12 protein-coding genes are annotated in these 17131 nt (G+C 52.9%); 10 read left to right on the forward strand and 2 right to left on the reverse strand.

All coding sequences use genetic code 11. The annotated features are described in order from the left end of the window. Position 1 precedes the first annotated feature (1 nt). The gene (ftsH, locus tag ACWAU0_RS18060) at positions 2 to 1933 is read right to left on the reverse strand and encodes an ATP-dependent zinc metalloprotease FtsH (RefSeq protein ID WP_458137495.1); all 1932 of its coding nucleotides are present in this window, start codon (positions 1931 to 1933) and stop codon (positions 2 to 4) included. 464 nt (positions 1934 to 2397) lie between these two features. On the opposite strand from ftsH, the gene ACWAU0_RS18065 reads away from it, so the two are divergent. From ACWAU0_RS18065 to ACWAU0_RS18085, 5 genes are all read left to right on the forward strand, one after another. Further along, positions 2398 to 3099 carry a hypothetical protein gene (locus ACWAU0_RS18065; RefSeq protein ID WP_458137496.1) on the forward strand — a complete coding sequence of 234 codons (702 nt, stop codon included), beginning with the start codon at positions 2398 to 2400 and terminating at the stop codon, positions 3097 to 3099. A 180-nt stretch (positions 3100 to 3279) separates the two neighbouring features. Then, positions 3280 to 3411 carry a hypothetical protein gene (locus tag ACWAU0_RS18070; RefSeq protein WP_319960832.1) on the forward strand — a complete coding sequence of 44 codons (132 nt, stop codon included), beginning with the start codon at positions 3280 to 3282 and terminating at the stop codon, positions 3409 to 3411. Positions 3412 to 3683: 272 nt separating this feature from the next. After that, positions 3684 to 7373: a PAS domain S-box protein gene (locus ACWAU0_RS18075; RefSeq protein WP_458137497.1), complete on the forward strand. Its 3690-nt coding sequence runs from the start codon at positions 3684 to 3686 to the stop codon at positions 7371 to 7373. 3 nt (positions 7374 to 7376) lie between these two features. Then, positions 7377 to 8357 carry a response regulator gene (locus tag ACWAU0_RS18080; RefSeq protein ID WP_171695366.1) on the forward strand — a complete coding sequence of 327 codons (981 nt, stop codon included), beginning with the start codon at positions 7377 to 7379 and terminating at the stop codon, positions 8355 to 8357. A gap of 207 nt (positions 8358 to 8564) precedes the next feature. After that, positions 8565 to 8741, forward strand: coding sequence for a hypothetical protein (locus ACWAU0_RS18085; protein WP_171695365.1), 177 nt, complete (start codon positions 8565 to 8567; stop codon positions 8739 to 8741). Between the two features lie 327 nt (positions 8742 to 9068). Here the strand turns inward: ACWAU0_RS18085 and ACWAU0_RS18090 are convergent, their stop codons facing one another. After that, positions 9069 to 9611 carry a hypothetical protein gene (locus tag ACWAU0_RS18090; protein ID WP_458137498.1) on the reverse strand — a complete coding sequence of 181 codons (543 nt, stop codon included), beginning with the start codon at positions 9609 to 9611 and terminating at the stop codon, positions 9069 to 9071. Positions 9612 to 10233: 622 nt separating this feature from the next. On the opposite strand from ACWAU0_RS18090, the gene ACWAU0_RS18095 reads away from it, so the two are divergent. The 5 genes from ACWAU0_RS18095 to ACWAU0_RS18115 all read left to right on the forward strand — a co-directional run bounded on the left by ACWAU0_RS18095 (position 10234) and on the right by ACWAU0_RS18115 (position 17129). Then, a complete protein-coding gene (locus ACWAU0_RS18095) occupies positions 10234 to 11628 on the forward strand; it encodes a CmpA/NrtA family ABC transporter substrate-binding protein (RefSeq protein ID WP_033156211.1) in 1395 nt (464 codons plus the stop codon). Between the two features lie 91 nt (positions 11629 to 11719). Further along, positions 11720 to 12733 (forward strand): ABC transporter permease, encoded by a 1014-nt coding sequence (locus tag ACWAU0_RS18100; protein ID WP_033156210.1) that lies wholly within the window; start codon positions 11720 to 11722, stop codon positions 12731 to 12733. 10 nt (positions 12734 to 12743) lie between these two features. Continuing rightward, complete coding sequence (locus ACWAU0_RS18105) at positions 12744 to 14504, forward strand: ABC transporter ATP-binding protein (protein ID WP_458137499.1); 1761 nt, start codon at positions 12744 to 12746, stop codon at positions 14502 to 14504. Positions 14505 to 14535: 31 nt separating this feature from the next. Further along, a complete protein-coding gene (locus ACWAU0_RS18110) occupies positions 14536 to 15828 on the forward strand; it encodes an alginate export family protein (protein WP_415878117.1) in 1293 nt (430 codons plus the stop codon). A gap of 77 nt (positions 15829 to 15905) precedes the next feature. After that, the gene (locus ACWAU0_RS18115; RefSeq protein ID WP_051669854.1) at positions 15906 to 17129 is read left to right on the forward strand and encodes an NAD(P)/FAD-dependent oxidoreductase; all 1224 of its coding nucleotides are present in this window, start codon (positions 15906 to 15908) and stop codon (positions 17127 to 17129) included. Positions 17130 to 17131: the final 2 nt, after the last annotated feature.

The raw sequence follows: 17131 nt of genomic DNA on the forward strand, positions 1-17131 counted from the left end.
TTTAATTTTTACTGCTAAACAAGGTCTGCATCTCCTCCCGCTGAATGACTTCTTTGTCTTGCAGCAGCTCGGCCAGTTTGTCCAGGTAGCCGCGTTTTTCGCTGAGTATTTTGTGGGCGCGACGCTCGGCCTCCTCAATTAAGGCTTTGATTTCGGCATCCACTAAGCGAGCGGTTTCTTCGCTGTAGTTGCGTTGCTCGTTGACGTCGCCGGGCAGAAATTGCAATTGCTGGCGTTGGCCATAGATTTGTGGACCCAGTTTTTTGCTCATGCCCAGGTAACAGACCATGTTGCGGGCAATTTCACTGGCTTTTTCCAAGTCGTTCTGGGCACCGGTTGAGACGCTTTGCAGCGCCAATTGTTCGGCCACCCGGCCGCCGAGCAGGATGGCTAATTGGTCTTTCAGCTCGTTTTCGGTGGAAAGATATTTTTCCTCAACCGGCAATTGCAACGTAAACCCCAGCGCAGAGACACCACGCGGGATGATGGAGATTTTATGCACCGGCTGTCCGGTCGGCACGTTTTCCGCCACGAGTGCGTGACCGGCTTCGTGATAAGCCACTCGGCGCTTTTCGTCCGGGCCGAGAATGCGGTTTTTCTTTTCCGGTCCGGCCATCACTCTATCGATGGCGGCTTCGAAATCCGCCATGTTGACGGTGTCGCGGCCGCCGCGCGCAGCCAATATCGCCGCTTCGTTGGCGATGTTGGACAGATCGGCGCCGACGAAACCGGGTGTGCGTTTAGCAACCGTGTTTAAGTCGATATCTTTGTCCAATTGCATGGCTTTGCTGTGCAATTTCAGGATAGCCACCCGGTCGATCAGGTCGGGTTTATCCACCACAATTTGCCTGTCGAAGCGGCCGGCACGCAGCAAAGCTTTATCCAGGATTTCCGGCCTGTTGGTGGCTGCCATCACCACGACGCCGGAGGTGGCGTCGAAGCCGTCCATTTCGGTCAACAATTGATTCAAGGTTTGCTCGCGTTCGTCGTTGCCGCCCAGCATCGCCGGGCCGCCGCGCGAGCGGCCAATCGCATCCAGTTCGTCGATGAAGATAATGCACGGGGCTTTTTGCCGGGCTTGTTCGAATAAATCCCGCACGCGCGCCGCGCCGATACCGACAAACATTTCGATAAACTCGGAGGCGCTGATGTTAAAAAACGGCACTCCGGCTTCGCCGGACACCGCGCGGGCCAACAGGGTTTTACCGGTACCCGGCGAGCCGACCAGCAACACCCCTTTCGGCATGCGGCCACCCAACTTTTGCAGTTTTTCCGGGGATTTTAAAAATTCGATGGTTTCCTTCAATTCCTGCTTCGCGCTTTCCGCACCGGCCACGTCGTCGAAGGTGGTTTTAGACGTTTCCTGCTGAATACGGATTTTATTGCCCAAGTTCAAAAAGCCGCGCCCTGCTCCGCCGGTCATTTTCGGCAATAGCCAAATCCAGATTCCGGCAAAAATCGCCAGCGGAATCACCCAGTTAAACAGCAAATTGCTCAACCAATTGTCACCGCTTCTGACTACGTATTCGACTTCATGCTCTTGCAGGTTTTTAACCAGCGACTCGTCCCACAAGGGCACGGTGAAAAAATGCTTGCCGATTTTCTTATCTTCTTCTTTTAATGTGCCGTTGATGAATCGCTGGGTAACCACGGCGTTTTCGACTTTATTGTCATTAACCAAAGTTAAGAACTGGCTGTACGGTATTTCCTGGCCCTGGATGCGCTCGCCGCCGGCGAATAGCGACATTACAAAAATCCCCAACAGCACGTATAACCATATCGGCGAACGCTTAGGCTCACTGCCGTCGGGCTGGTCGGTACCCGGTTTAGGTTTGGATAGGCTTTGCCACGTCGATTTGAGCCACGCCCAAAACACGCATAACCATTTAATAAAAGTCTGATAAAGCTCGGTTAGTTTTTGCTGGTCTATCATGACGCACTCCCCTCTTGTAGTTATCGAGGCCATTGCAGGGTCCCTAATCCGCCATTCCAGCCAAAATGGGGATACCTGTTTTGGGCCTCTTTGTTCGTTCACTGTACGCCAGTTTTACCGGTTTTTAACGAGTAAGCAAATGTACTGAGCCGGAAATATTTTCTTAAATATACGGAAATCCGGATATCAACTACCTCTAGCCCCAGCTTCAAGCGAACGCCGGCATTTGAGACGCGGGTTAATGATTTAAGGTCCGATGCACTATTTTTTGCCGTTAGCAAAGTGAAAAATGCATCCAAAGCTTGGGTATTTACGTACATCCTCATACAAGCCAATGTCGGCATAATGGGTTCATCAATTGAGTTGCTGTTTCGCCGCGTTTGCTATCTAATGACCAACGGTCAAAGCAACCGGGCGCACCGTGTCCCGCAACTCATTTTTCCCAACTTAGAAGGAGGGACAAAATGTCAAACCCGCTCAATACGCTGATCGGCAAACTTTTCACAGACCCGATCGAACAAGTCGGCATCGCTTTGCCGTCCGCTACTTTGGTAGCCGTATTCTTTAATTACCGCGAACAGATTCACCCTGCATTGCAGGATTTGCCTGACCCGTTTGACGCCAGCACGGCGGGTGCGTTAATTTTTATGCTGCTGACACTGGCGATCTCCCTTATCGTCAAACGCTTGTCGCACGACATACTGAACACCGCTTACGATTATTTATATCGAAACCGCAAACGCCAGAAAACGGATAGTTGGTATCGGCGCGCGCAAAATCTGGCTTTAACCACCAACGACCCGTTGTTGAGTCAATATCACGAAGCCTTGGATAGACTTAGGGACAACGACAACCCCGTGGTGGCCAAGGTGGAGGCGTTGCAATTGCAATCCAAATTAGCGCGCAGCCTGACTTTGATACTGGCCATTTTTACTGTGGTCTTGTTTATTGAGAAGTTGCTATTACTGGGATGGGTATGCGGCGGCGTTTCAGGATTAATGCTTTCCAGTTTTTGCAAGGAACGTTGGGCCGCGTCCGAAATGGTTTATCAAGCGCTTTACGAAACCTATTACCGCCAGGAGCGCCGTCATCCGATATGGACCTCGCCGATGATGAGCATCAACAAACCGCCAACGCAGCCGCGCGAGCCCGAGACTGTAGACTAAAAAACTCAAGAACACCGACCAGTCGCGGAGCGTAAATATCAGATCGGCAAATAAGGGGGTATATCATGCGCCGGGCAAGTCTAGTTAGAGACCTTAATCCCCTGCAATTCGCTTCAAGCCGGCACCGCTTACAACGCAGGCGGCATCTATCGTAACGACTCGGCCCGCAATCGTTGGAAAATGCGTCAATACCCGATCGGCAGCGCCGAACACGCCGACCGTTTTGTGAAATGGTTTAACGATTGTTTTGTGTTTTTCGACAGTAACGGCGGCGCACCCGAGTGTAGTTTTTTCAATGCCTTGCGCAAATAAGCTGCGCAGCTTTCTCCGCAAAAGTTGGGGCCTCTGAGCGCATCGATTACGACAATTTTGCTCCCGCCTGCGCGGGAGCGGCGACTTTTAAGTTTGGAGCAATCACAAGATGGGCTCTCTGGTTCCAGGTGTCCTTACCACCACAGTTTGACAATTCCCTACCCCGAGGAATCTTAGCGTTATGTGAGTGTCGACTGGCGTAAGATATTGCCGCATCGCCACCATCCATGGCATAAAGTCGGCTAACCTGCTTGCCGACATGGAGTCCCAACATGCTGCAAAAACGCCTGATTGCCCTGCTGTTGCTGTTGATCCTGTTGCCGACTTTATCGGTCGGTTACATGGCCTATCGGTTTGCCATCAACAATATCCGCACGGATCGTTTTAATATTGTCAGCCGCGTCGCGGATAACCGCCATGAACAACTCAAACTGGTACTGGCACGTGCCGACACGCGCGCCCACGCCTTCCTGGCCGAGGTGCTAATGAAATGCGTGGCGGCGGAGCAATTGAACCGCGCCTGTGCCACTGATTTCATAAACGACTATTTACTCACCGAAGGCGCTGCCGGCGCGGTGTTTTTCCGGCTCGACTCCGAATCGGGCACGGTCAGCGTCGGCGAGCAGCCGGTGGCACTTTCTGATCTAAAAAATTTTCAAGCCGGACAACTGGCCGACTTCAGCAAACCGGTTCCGGACCAGCCACGTTTTTATTATGTGATTGCCAAAGATGCCAAACTGCCCTGGCAATTGTTGATCAGCTATCCGGTTAGCCTGATTCAAAGTATTTTTACGGCTCACCCCGATTTGGGCAAATCCGGCGAATCTTTCCTGGCCGACAGCAGCGGCTTTTTCGTGACCCAGCCGCGCTATGCCAGCCGACAAGACCATAGCCATGCTATCGCTGCGCAACCCATGCAAAGCTGCCTGGCCCTGAAAAACGCGGAAATGATGGTCAGCGATTACCGGGAGCGTGCCGTCATTCATGGTTTCCGTACGATTCCGGAAATCGGCGGCGGCTGCATCATGGCGCATATCGAACAGGCCGAGGCGCTGGCCCCCATTCAGCGCCTGGAAAAACAAATGCTGCTCACCGTGCTGGTTTTTGTCGGCTTGACGACGATAATCGCCAACGCCCTGGCCCGGCGTATCGTCCGGCCCATCTCGCGCCTGACCTGTACCGCCCGACGCATTCGCGACGGCGACTTGTCGGTGCGAGCAGAAGTCCGAGGTCTGGATGAAATCGCCGAATTGGCCAACTCCTTCAATCACATGACCGATGCACTGGCGGATGCCCAACATAATTTGGAAGCGAAAATCGCCGAACGCACCCACGCCCTGCGTACCAGCGAGGAACGCTATATGCTTGCCGAGCGGGCTGTTAACGACGGTATCTGGGACTGGGACATCGTGCATCACGAATACTACTTATCACCGCGCTGGAACAAGATTCTGGGTTATGCCGACGGCGAATTGCCGAACGTGGAATCGATTTTCTTCGAATTAATCCACCCCGATGACAAAGCCCGCGCCAGTGAAGCGTTTCGCAAACACTTGGAACATAACGAGCGTTACACTACCGAACTGCGTCTGCGGCACAAAGACGGCAGCTACCGCTGGGTGCTGGATCGGGGGGATGCGTTGCGCGACGCCGAGGGCCGGCCGGTGCGGATGGTCGGTTCCATCACCGACATTACCGAACGCAAGGCAGCGGAAGCCGAATTGCTGAAATACCGGGAGCACCTGGAAGAACTTGTAGCGATGGCCACCACCGAGGTCAAAGCGATTGTGCAAACCGCCGTGAATGGCGTGATTTCCATCGACAGCAGCGGGCTGATTCGGATGTTCAATCCGGCCGCCGAAAAACTGTTCGGCTGGAGCAGCGCCGAGATCGTCGGTAAGAATGTCTCGCTACTAATGCCGGAACCGGATGCCTCCGCGCACGACAGTTACATCCAGCATTTTTTAGCCACCCATCAGGCCAAAATTCTCGGCATAGAGCGGGAAGTCATCGCCCAACGCAAAGACGGCAGCCGCTTTCCGGCCAATTTGGCGGTGGGGCACGGCATTATCTCGGAGGGCCGGCACCTATTTGTCGGCTTTATTTCCGACATAAGCCTGCAGAAACAAGCCGAGCAGGAACTCAGACTGGCTAAGGAAGCAGCCGAGGCCGCCGCCAAAGCCAAGGCCAATTTTCTGGCCAATATGAGCCACGAAATCCGCACGCCCATGAACACCGTGATCGGCTTTGCCGAAGTGGCCTTGCAAGATCAAAACCTGGCCGCCGATACGCGCGGCCACATCAAAACCATCCTCAGTTCCGGCCGGCATCTGCTGGGTGTGATTAACGATATTCTGGATTTTTCCAAAATCGAAGCCGGCAAAGTAGAGTTGGAATCGGTGTGCTTCAACCTGCCGTTTGCGGTGCAAGAAGCGCTGCAAATTATGGGTTTACGCGCCGCCGAAAAAGGTTTGCGTATCGATCTGGCGATAGAAGCCGGACTGCCCACCCATTTCGTCGGCGACCCGAACCGTTTACGGCAAGTGATTTTGAATCTGGTCGGCAACTCGGTAAAGTTTACCGATACCGGCAGCATAGGCGTGACGATCAAGCGTGCGGAAGGCATAGAGATGTTGCATTTTGCCATCAGCGATACCGGCATAGGCATGACCCAGGAACAAACCGAGCATATCTTCGAATCGTTCTCGCAAGCGGATACCACCACTAGCCGCCGCTTTGGCGGCACCGGTCTAGGTACCACCATCAGCAAACAAATTGTCGAGATGATGGGCGGTCGTATTTGGGTGGAAAGCCAAGCCGGGGTCGGCTCGGTGTTTCATTTCACCGTGCATATGCCGGAATCAGCCAGCGCGGAAAACTGCCTGTACGATGTGAGCTCGGTGCATAGCGTGGCTTATTTTTCGCCGCGCCGCTTCAAGGTATTGCTGGCGGAAGACATAGAAGCCAACGCCACTTTGGCGCGCTTGCGTTTGGAACAACAAGGCCATCAAGTCAGCTGGGTTAAAAACGGCCAGGAAGCGGTGGACGCCTTTCGAAGCGGTGACTACGACTTGATTCTGATGGACTTGCAAATGCCGGTGCTGGATGGCATAGCCGCCACCCGGCAAATTCGCAAACTGGAACAAGCCAGCGGTAGCCATATCCCGATTCTGGCCCTGACCGCCAGCGTATTGAGCCATGAACGCCGTGAATCACTGGATGCCGGTATAGACACCATCGTCGGCAAACCCATCGATGTCGACGATTTATTAACGCAGATGGAACGGCTAGTGCCCAAGGGGCACGGCATTGCCAACACCGGCGTGAATATTGCCGAACCAGTAAAAATTGCCGTGGACTTTACGCCGTTGACGGGCTTCGCCGATTACGAAAAAGGTTTGGCAACCTGGCTGGACCCACTGATTTATGCCGATGCCTTACTAAATTTTGCCGAACAACATGGCGCGGACGGCAGAAAATTACTACGTAATTTACAGGAGCACCCGGAGAATCCGGAAGCGGTCCGGCGCATCGCCCATGCGTTAAAAGGCGTGGCGGGCAATCTGGCCTTAACCGTTATCGCTGGTCTGGCGACCGAGGTTGACGCGCAATTCAAAAGCGGCGACCTGCAAAATATCCAGGAATTGATCAAGACGCTGGACGCCGCGCTAAACGCCGCTGTTGCAGCCATACACCAACTAAAACTGCCGAGCAAACCGGTCGCCGTCGCCGCAATAGCCTTCGATGCCGATCAGGTCGGCAGCCTTTTACAGCAATTAAACACCGCGCTGGACAGCTTGAATCCTGACCACGTCGAACCGGTTTTACAAAGGCTTAGCGCGTTTCTCGACGAAACCGAGCTGAAAGCCATCCGTTTTGAAGTGGATAGTTTCGATTTCGACGCCGCGAAAATCCAAGTTAATCGCTTGGCGGATAAATTAGCGATCACGTTTAAGGAATAAGCCATGAAAGACAGCTACAAAGTATTGCTGGTCGACGACGAACCGAACAATTTAAAAGTGTTACAGCAAATACTCAAGGACCACTTTCAACTGCTATTTGCCATCAACGGCGAAAAAGCCTTGGCCGCCGCCCGGGAACATCAACCGGACATTATTCTGCTGGACATCATGATGCCGAACATGGACGGCTACCAAGTATGCACGCAGTTAAAAGCCGATCCGCTGACCGCGAAAATCCCGGTGATTTTCGTTACCGCGATGGGAGAAATGGAAAACGAGGCGCGCGGTTTCGATGTCGGCGCAGTTGATTACATCCAAAAACCGGTCTCCGGCCCCATCGTATTGCGCCGAGTGCAAACCCATTTATCGCTGGTACGAGTTGACGAGTTGGACCAACTCGCCCGCGCCGCCATCGAAATGCTCGGCGATGCCGGCCACTATAACGATCCGTACACCGGCGACCACATCTGGCGCATGGCTGCCTATTCGGCGGCACTGGCCCGCGCCGCCGGCTGGACGCCATCGCAAGTGGCGATGATGGAATTGGCCGCCCCCACCCATGACACCGGCAAAATCGGCATTCCGCACGGCATTTTAAAAGCCGCACGGGCGCTTAATGAAGAAGAATGGCCGATCATGCAATCGCATTCGCAAATCGGCTACGACATTCTGAACAAAAGCGACAATCCGGTCTTCAAAATGGCTGCGGAAATCGCCCGCCATCACCACGAAAAATGGGACGGCAGCGGCTACCCGTTGGGCTTGGCCGGTGAGGCAATTCCGGAATCCGCCAGAATCGTGGCGATAGCCGACGTGTTCGATGCCTTGACCACTAAACGTCCTTACAAAGAACCGTGGCCGCTGGAAGAGACTTTAAAATCGATGCAAAGCATGGCCGGCAGCCATTTCGATCCGCGCCTGCTGGCCTTGTTTATGGAAATAATGCCGGAAATCTTACGCCTGAAAGCGGCATGGGGCCAATAAGCTACTAAATATCGTATCGGTGACGATTTTCCGTAACGATTGCTGGCGGAAACGGGCTTTTATATTTCTGGCCTTATCAAGCTCTTCGCACTCAGGCCGCAGCCTGCAAGGCTTGGCCGCCCTCTACCCCAAACCCCCGTTTAATTCGATAGTTTTGGCATTTTTTATGCTGCGTACTGCTTGTCATTAAATAACCAGGGGCGCGTCATGAAAACCTACGAAAAAATACAAATCGGCGATGTCATCCACAGTAACTGGTATGGCGACGGCACCGTCGCCGATCTGAATGAAGCCGGGACAGGCAAAATCAAATTCGGCAGATTCTTCGTGCTGTTCCGGGAGTTTGAGATTTTTTATGCAAACGGCTGGATGTTGTCGGTGTAAAGGCAGAGCATACTAGCCAAACACAACACTCGAACCGGTGAGGACAAGTCCACGCACAGTCAGCGGATTGGCTGTTCCTCTCTGGTTTGATGGGGGTATTGGGTACTCCAAAGTGCAAAGCACTTGCTTAAACACGTTTCAGTGGTGGCATTAACCCTGCTGCGGGTCCCTCTCTAATCAAGGCATCCGCAGTGAGCTTGTCTGGCGTTTTCAAAATACCGTTTTGGTCTTGTCAGCCGGAAATTGGCTTAGCAGTGTGATGTGGCAGCTAGTCGCTGTCCCGTGAATGTCGGACTGCGCGGGAGCGACGATATTTACGGGCCGGGCTTAGGATTTAGCCGCGCTTTTACTGCCTAGTAAAATCGTATGGCGTTGATAGCCGTCTTCTGCCGCTGCAGTCTCAGCCTCGGCTTTCCGCAATTGCTCGGCTCGGTCGTGTTCTAGCGCTTCTCTGAGTACATCGCGGTAAGACCGATTGATGCTGCTGGCATATTGTCTGTCTTTTTTCTCTTGGGTTTCGGCGATGGTCTTGGTCGGTTCCGGGTCGTAACGCTCTTCAAGTTCCTCAGCCAGTTTTTTTAGCTGTTGGCTGATTGCCAGGGCTGATTGAGATGAATGGGTTTTGTTGTCGTCCAAACTAAAAATTCGGATCATTTCATCCCGCAAATTAAACCCATACACCACAGGGTCGCCGTGCTTTTGCTGAAAATCGTAGGCAATAAAAAAATCCAGCGGATTGGTAGGATTTTTATCGAAAAATATCGTAGCGCTTTCCATGGTGTAATTCAGCGCCTCGACAAACTGCTTCCTGGCCTGCTCCATTTCTTCAAAGATAAAGTCATCGGCAATTTGTTTTACGATGTATTTCATAATCCGCCCCAGCTTAAATTCGATTGACTCGTCTACCTAAAACTCGCTGCATCCTATTCTGTTTCATAGACGGCGAGCATCATTGCTACGAATTGTATCAATTTGCTTCGCTCGTGCGCCTAAATGAAATATTGCCATTATCCGGCAGGTTTACACCTGGCAAAATGCCTATCCAGCCAACGGGAAGCTCATATCGGCCCAGCCCAATCCTGCATCGCAGACCCGCGACCTTAGCAATACCGCTAATTCTTCCGCATGTCTCGGCGAGCCTCCCCATTCCGGTGCGCACCACGCATGTGCAAAAAAAGCACTTCCGAATCAATAGAGTGCATGATTTTTCTGCATGCCAAGATGCACCCGCAAATTTCTCCAAAAACAGACGCACCCAAAACAGATGTAACACACTGTTTATAATGGTTTTTTACATATAGTTATCACAAGGTTCATTAAACTGGCATCAGCATTGCTTATTAAGCAGCAATACTCCAGTGTAGGAGTGGTAAACCCAAACCCCGCTCACTGTTGAGCACTAAAGACAAAGGCGTCTACTGTCAGGCTTGCAAACAAGTCGGACATAGACGCCTTTTTTTTGGCCCGTTTTTCTCAATTGACAGGAACCGACATGAAACAGAACCGCATTTTCACCCCGAAGACACTTGCCGCCGCTTTCAGCTCGGTGGTTGCGCTGGGCATATTAGGCTTTTCCAACCACAGCTTCGCCGCCGGGAAACTGGAAAAAGAAGATTTGAAGTTCGGTTTTATCAAATTGACCGATATGGCACCGCTGGCGGTGGCTGCGGAAAAAGGTTTTTTTGAAGAGGAAGGCCTGTTCGTGCAACTGGAAGCACAAGCCAATTGGAAAGTGGTGATGGACCGGGTTGTGAACGGCGAGCTGGACGGTTCGCACATGCTGGCGCCGGCACCGTTAGCGGCCAGCATCGGCTTCGGCACCAAGGCCGACATCGTGACTGCCTTCAGCATGGGCTTCAACGGCAATGCCATCACCGTATCCAACGACATCTGGAAACAAATGAAAGCCAATGTGCCAATGGAGGGCGGCAAACCGGTGCATCCGATTAAGGCTGATTATCTGAAACCGGTAGTGGACAAATATAAAGCCGAAGGCAAGCCATTCAATATGGCGATGACTTTTCCGGCCGGTTCCCACAACCTGAAACTGCGCTATTGGCTGGCGGCTGGCGGCATTAATCCTGGCTACTATGCGCCACCGCAAGACATTTCCGGCCAGATCAGCGCCGATGCTTTGTTGTCGGTCACGCCACCGCCGCAAATGCCGGCGACGCTGGAATCCGGCACCATCTTCGGCTATTGCGTCGGCGAGCCGTGGAACCAGCAAGCAGTATTTAAAGGCATCGGTGTACCGGTGATCACCGACGAGGAATTGTGGAAAGACACTCCGGAAAAAGTGTTCGGCGTGACCAGCTCTTGGGCCGAGAAATATCCCAACACCTATCTGGCAGTCACTAAAGCCTTGATCCGCGCTTCGATCTGGCTGGATGCCGAAAGCAACAAAAACCGTAAGGAAGCGATTGAAATGTTGTCGCAAAAACAATATGTGGGCGCCGACGTTGAAGTACTGGCGGCCAGCATGAACGGCACCTTTGAATACGAAAAAGGCGACAAACGCTCCCTGCCCGACTTCAACACCTTCTTTCGCCACGGCGCCAGCTATCCCTCTTACAGCAGTGCGGTTTGGTACCTGACGCAATTACGGCGCTGGGGCATGATCGCCGAGCAAAAACCGGATAACTGGTATCTCGACACCGCGAAAAAAGTTTATCGCCCCGATATTTATTTGGCTGCGGCGAAAGAATTGGTGGCCGAGGGTAAAGCCAAAGCGGAAGATTTTCCGGCCGACACCGGCATCAAGCCTTCACAAAACTTTTTCATCGACAAAATTCCGTTCGATGCCAACAAACCTAACGATTATCTAGCCAAATTTCCGATTGGCTTGAAAGGCAAACAAACCGTCTCCGGCGGCAAGATTGTCGACTAAGAAACTCTGGTGGGTGCTCTACACAAGGATCGTATGTTGATGCAAGGACGCATCCTTTTTACCGACACCATTAAGACAAGCGAGCAAAGACATGACTAATACATTGATCAAATTCTTTAACATCACCGGCCTGACTTGGTTCGTACCCTTGGTCAAAATCGCCGCCGGTGAAAATCCTGCCCAGCAAATGCGCCAGTTATGGCTGGTCATGGGCGTGCCCATCATCGCTTTCATCTTGTTTTTAGGATTTTGGAGCGTCACTGCCGCACGCATCAACACCAGTTTGGGCGCCATTCCCGGCCCGGTCGCAGTCTGGTCGGAAGTCAGCGGTTTGGTGACTGAACACTATGCGGAAAAAACCAAAATGGCCGAGTTTTACGAACGCCAGGAATTGCGGAATAAAGAAAAGTTGGCCGAAGACCCCAAAGCGGAAATCAAGCCCCGCCCCTACACCGGCAAACCGACTTATCTGGACCAAATATTTACCAGCCTGCGCACCGTATTCGCCGGCTTTATCATCGCCACGCTGATTGCCGTGCCTCTAGGTATCATCTGCGGCATGAGTCCGGTGTTGAATACTGCGTTTAACCCGTTGATTCAAATCTTCAAACCGGTATCGCCGCTGGCCTGGTTGCCCATCGTCACCTTGGTGGTGAGCGCCATCTATGTCACTGACGACGATTCCTGGTTCGCCAAATCGTTCGTCACCTCGGCCATCACCGTGACTTTATGCTCTTTATGGCCAACGCTGATCAACACCGCCGTGGGTGTGTCATCGATAGACCGCGACCTGGTCAACGTCGGCAAAGTGTTAAGACTGGATTGGGCCACGCAAATCAAACGCATCATTCTGCCTTCGGCATTGCCTTATATCTTTACCGGGATGCGCCTATCCTTGGGCGTGGGTTGGATGGTGTTGATCGCTGCCGAGATGCTGGCGCAAAACCCAGGATTGGGCAAATTCGTCTGGGACGAATTCCAAAACGGCAGTTCCAATTCTTTGAGCAGAATCATGGTGGCGGTATTTACCATCGGTATTATCGGCTTCATTCTCGACCGGGTAATGCACTCGTTACAAAACCTGTTCTCGTTCCAAAAAATCTGAGGATACCTTCATGAGCGCCGCCCAAGCCAAAATCATCGAACTTTCCATGCACAAACAATCCGCTATGTCTTCCGTTCCCGCCAACGATGAGTATAAGCCGCTAGTAGAGTTGAAAAATGTCTGTAAATCTTACGGAGAAGGCAAAGACAAAACCTCCATCCTCAGAGACATTAATCTGGATATTCGCGAAGGTGAGTTTATCGCCATTGTCGGTTTTTCCGGCAGCGGCAAAACGACCTTGGTATCGATGATTGCCGGTTTAATCCATGCCGACAGCGGCGAACTATTGAAACAAGGCCAGCCCATCACCGAACCCGGCCCGGATCGCGGCGTGGTGTTTCAAAACTATTCCTTAATGCCCTGGCTAACCGTTTACGAAAACGTGGCGCTGGCGGTGGATGCGATCTTCAAGGACTGGACGCCGGAACAACGCCGCGCGCATACCGAGAAGTACGTCAAAATGGTGAACCTCGGCCGGGCGATAGACAAAAAACCCGCCGAGTTGTCAGGCGGTATGCGTCAGCGTGTTAACGTGGCCCGGGCGCTGGCCGCCAACCCGGATATTTTGCTGCTGGACGAACCGCTCAGCGCCCTTGATGCATTGACCCGCGGCAACTTGCAAGACGAAATTCTGCAAATTTGGGAGCAGGATAAAAAGACTGTCATCTTGATTACCAACGACGTCGATGAAGCCATTTACATGGCCGACCGGGTCATTCCACTCAATCCCGGCCCGGATGCCAGCTTTGGCCCGTCCTTTACGGTCAACCTGGAGCGGCCGCGCGACCGCACCGCTTTAAACCATAACGATGAATTCAAACGCCTGCGCGCGGAAATCACCCGTTATTTGATGAATATCGGCATGGAAAAAGCCCAAGCCGACGCTGGCGACAAGCTCAAGCTACCGGATGTCCGCCCCAATACCAGTAACGACTGGAAGCTGGATACCTCGGCGCTGAAACCCAGCGCCCGCGATCTGGGCAAGGCCCGCTATCTGGAATTCTCGAATCTGTCCAAAATCTACCCTACCCCGGACGGCAACAGTACCGTTAAAGTGGTGGACGGCTTCGATTTAAAAATGAAGAAAGGCGAATTCATTTCCATCATCGGCCACTCCGGTTGCGGTAAATCCACTGTATTGTCGATGACCGCCGGCCTGAACGAAATTTCCGAAGGCGGCATTATTTTGGATAACCGGGAAATCAGCGGCGCCGGTCCGGATCGCGGCGTGGTGTTTCAGGCTCCTAGCCTGTTTCCCTGGCTGACCGCCTTCGAAAACGTGATGCTGGGCGTGGATAAAGTCTACCCACATGCCTCGCAAGACGAACGCGAGGACATCGTCGAATACTACCTGACCCGGGTCGGTCTGGCCGATGCGATGTTTAAAAAAGCCGGGGACATGTCCAACGGCATGCGCCAGCGCGTCGGTATTGCCCGCGCCTTTGCCTTGTCGCCCAAATTACTGCTACTGGACGAACCGTTCGGTATGCTGGATTCGTTGACCCGCTGGGAATTACAGGAAGTATTGATGGAAGTCTGGGAACGCACCCACGTCACCGCAATTGTCGTGACCCACGACGTCGACGAAGCCATCCTATTGGCTGACAGAGTGGTGATGATGACCAACGGCCCGCACGCCAAAATCGGCAAAATTCAAGAAATCGACCTGCCTCGGCCGCGTACTCGCAAGGCCCTGCTGGAGCATCCGGATTACTACAAGTACCGGGAGAGCTTGCTGACCTTCCTGTCCGAATGCGATCACACCCATTAATTTATAACCGCTTGTTTTCCTAGGGGGCCTTATGCCGCAAACACTCAAACGTCCAACCGGCAAGTTACCGGCGACACTATTATCACTCACCTTCTTCAGCCTGCCGGCCGCCGCCGACATTACCAAAGAGGTAGAAGACGCCTTAAATTTCTACCATTACGGCAGCAACGGCGCGGTAAAAATGGATTTAAATTACCGCTGGGAGAATGTCGATAAAGACAACTCTGTTCGTAAACCCGCCAATATGGGCGGCCAGCCGGTGGAAACCGCCAACGCCAATACGGTGCGCCTGCGGCTGGGTTTCCTGACGCCGGTTTTTCACGATTTCCAAGGTTACGCGGAATACGAAGGCCTCTACGCGGCGCAAGCCGACTACGACCGCGGCGGTACTACCTCGAACCGTGACCGCAACTATGCCGTCATTGCCGATCCTGCCCGTAACGAGCTGAATCAATTCTGGATCAGCTACAAAGGCATCGCCGACACCCTGATCAAAGTCGGCCGGCAACGCATCAAATTGGACGACGACCGCTTCATCGGTAACGTCGGCTGGCGGCAGATGGAAATGACCTATGATTCGATTCTGATCACCCACAATAATCAGACCTTGTTCGGGCTGACAGCAAACGTCGGCTATATCGACCACATCCAAAACATATTCGGCGAAACGCATTCGATAAACGCGCCGTTTTTAAACCTGAATTACAAGATTAATGACTGGGGCAACCTGATCGGTTACGGATACTGGCTGGATTACCGCGAACGCGCTAACTACGCTAACTCCTCGCAAACCTACGGCTTGCGCTTCGACGGCAAATCGCCGCAGTTTTTTGACACTGTCAATGCCATCTACACGGCCGAATGGAGCAAACAATCGGACTACGGCGACAACCCCAACCACTATCAGGCCGACCGCTTCAATCTGATGGCGGGGGCCAGTGCTTACAATCTGACCGTGTCAGGTGCCGTGGAGCAGCTAAATGGCTACGGAGCCGGCAGGACTTTTCAAACCCCGTTGGGCACCAATCACGCTTTCCAGGGTTGGGCCGATTTATTTCTAACCACGCCTGCTAATGGTATCCGCGACGTCTTCGCCACCGCCAGCTACAAAGCAATGAACGACAGCTTGATCATTACCGGCGTCTATCACGACTTTAAAGACGATACCGGCAAAATTGAATACGGTAAGGAATGGGATTTTCAGGCCCTGAAAAAGTTTGGCAAACATTACTCGCTGTTAGCCAAGTACGCGAACTTTAACAGTGATAACCCGGCGTTCCCGGACACCCAAATTATTTGGATGCAAGGCAACGTCAGCTTCTAGGCAACAGCGGCGCAAACTGTCTTGCACAGTTTGCGTCCGATTTCCCACCGATCTTCGCAAATAGTACCGACAACATCATGAAACTCAAATTGGTAGTGATAGGCAATGGCATGGCCGGCATGCGCACCGTTGACGAATTGATTCAAACCGTACCGGATCGCTACGACATTACCGTGTTCGGCGCCGAGCCGCACGGCAACTACAATCGCATCATGCTGACACCGGTGTTGTTCGGCGCCAAAAGCGTTGCCGACATCATGATTCACGATTTCGATTGGTATCTAAAAAACCGCGTGACCTTGTATTGCGGACCGGACAAAGCGGTTGTCGATGTGGATCGCGAACGCCGCTGTGTCATCGCCCACGACGGCACCTGTGCGTTTTACGACAAACTGTTGATCGCCACCGGTTCCTTGCCGCTGATGCTGGACATACCGGGCCGCGACGTCGAAGGCGTATTGGGCTTTAGAGACATCGCCGACGTGGAAACCATGATCGAAAAATCCGCCAGCAAACGCCATGCGGTGATTCTGGGCGGCGGCTTACTGGGTCTGGAAGCCGCCAACGGCTTATTGCAACGCGGTATGCAAGTCAGCGTCATCAACCGTGCCGACCATTTGTTGAACCGGCAATTGGATGGTAAAGCTGCGGCGTTTTTACAACGGCAATTGGCGGATAAAGGCATTCAATTTCATCTGGGTACCACCATCCAACGCATAGACAGTCAGGACGGGCATATCAGCGCGGTGACTTTAAGTAACGGCAGTGTTTTACCGGCCGACATGCTGATCATGTCCACCGGTATCAAACCCAATATCAGTCTGGCGAAACGCATTGGCCTGGCGTGTCAGCACGGCATCGTAGTCGACGACGGCATGCAGACTAGCGACCCGGCGATATTCTCGGTCGGCGAATGCGTGCAGCATCGGGGCGAACTGTTCGGTTTGGTCGCGCCGGTCTACGAACAAGCCAAAGTCTGCGCCCAACAACTGGCGGGTAAAGTCGACAGCCAATTTAAAACCTTATCGTCCGCCACCATGCTGAAAGTCACAGGCATCGATTTATTCTCGGTAGGCGATTTCGAAGGCGACAGCGAATGCCAGATTTTGCAGTTGATTGACCACGGCCTGGGCATCTATAAAAAAATCGTGCTACGCGGCGACGTCGTCGTCGGCGTTATTTTGTACGGGGATACCAGCGACAGTGCCTGGTATCTGAATTTGGTTAAAGAAAGCACGCCGATTGCCGCGATCCGCGACCGCTTGATGTTCGGCAGAATCCCGCTCGCGCGCGCGGCTTAAAT

Source organism: Methylomonas sp. Uni0009 (assembly GCF_054188105.3).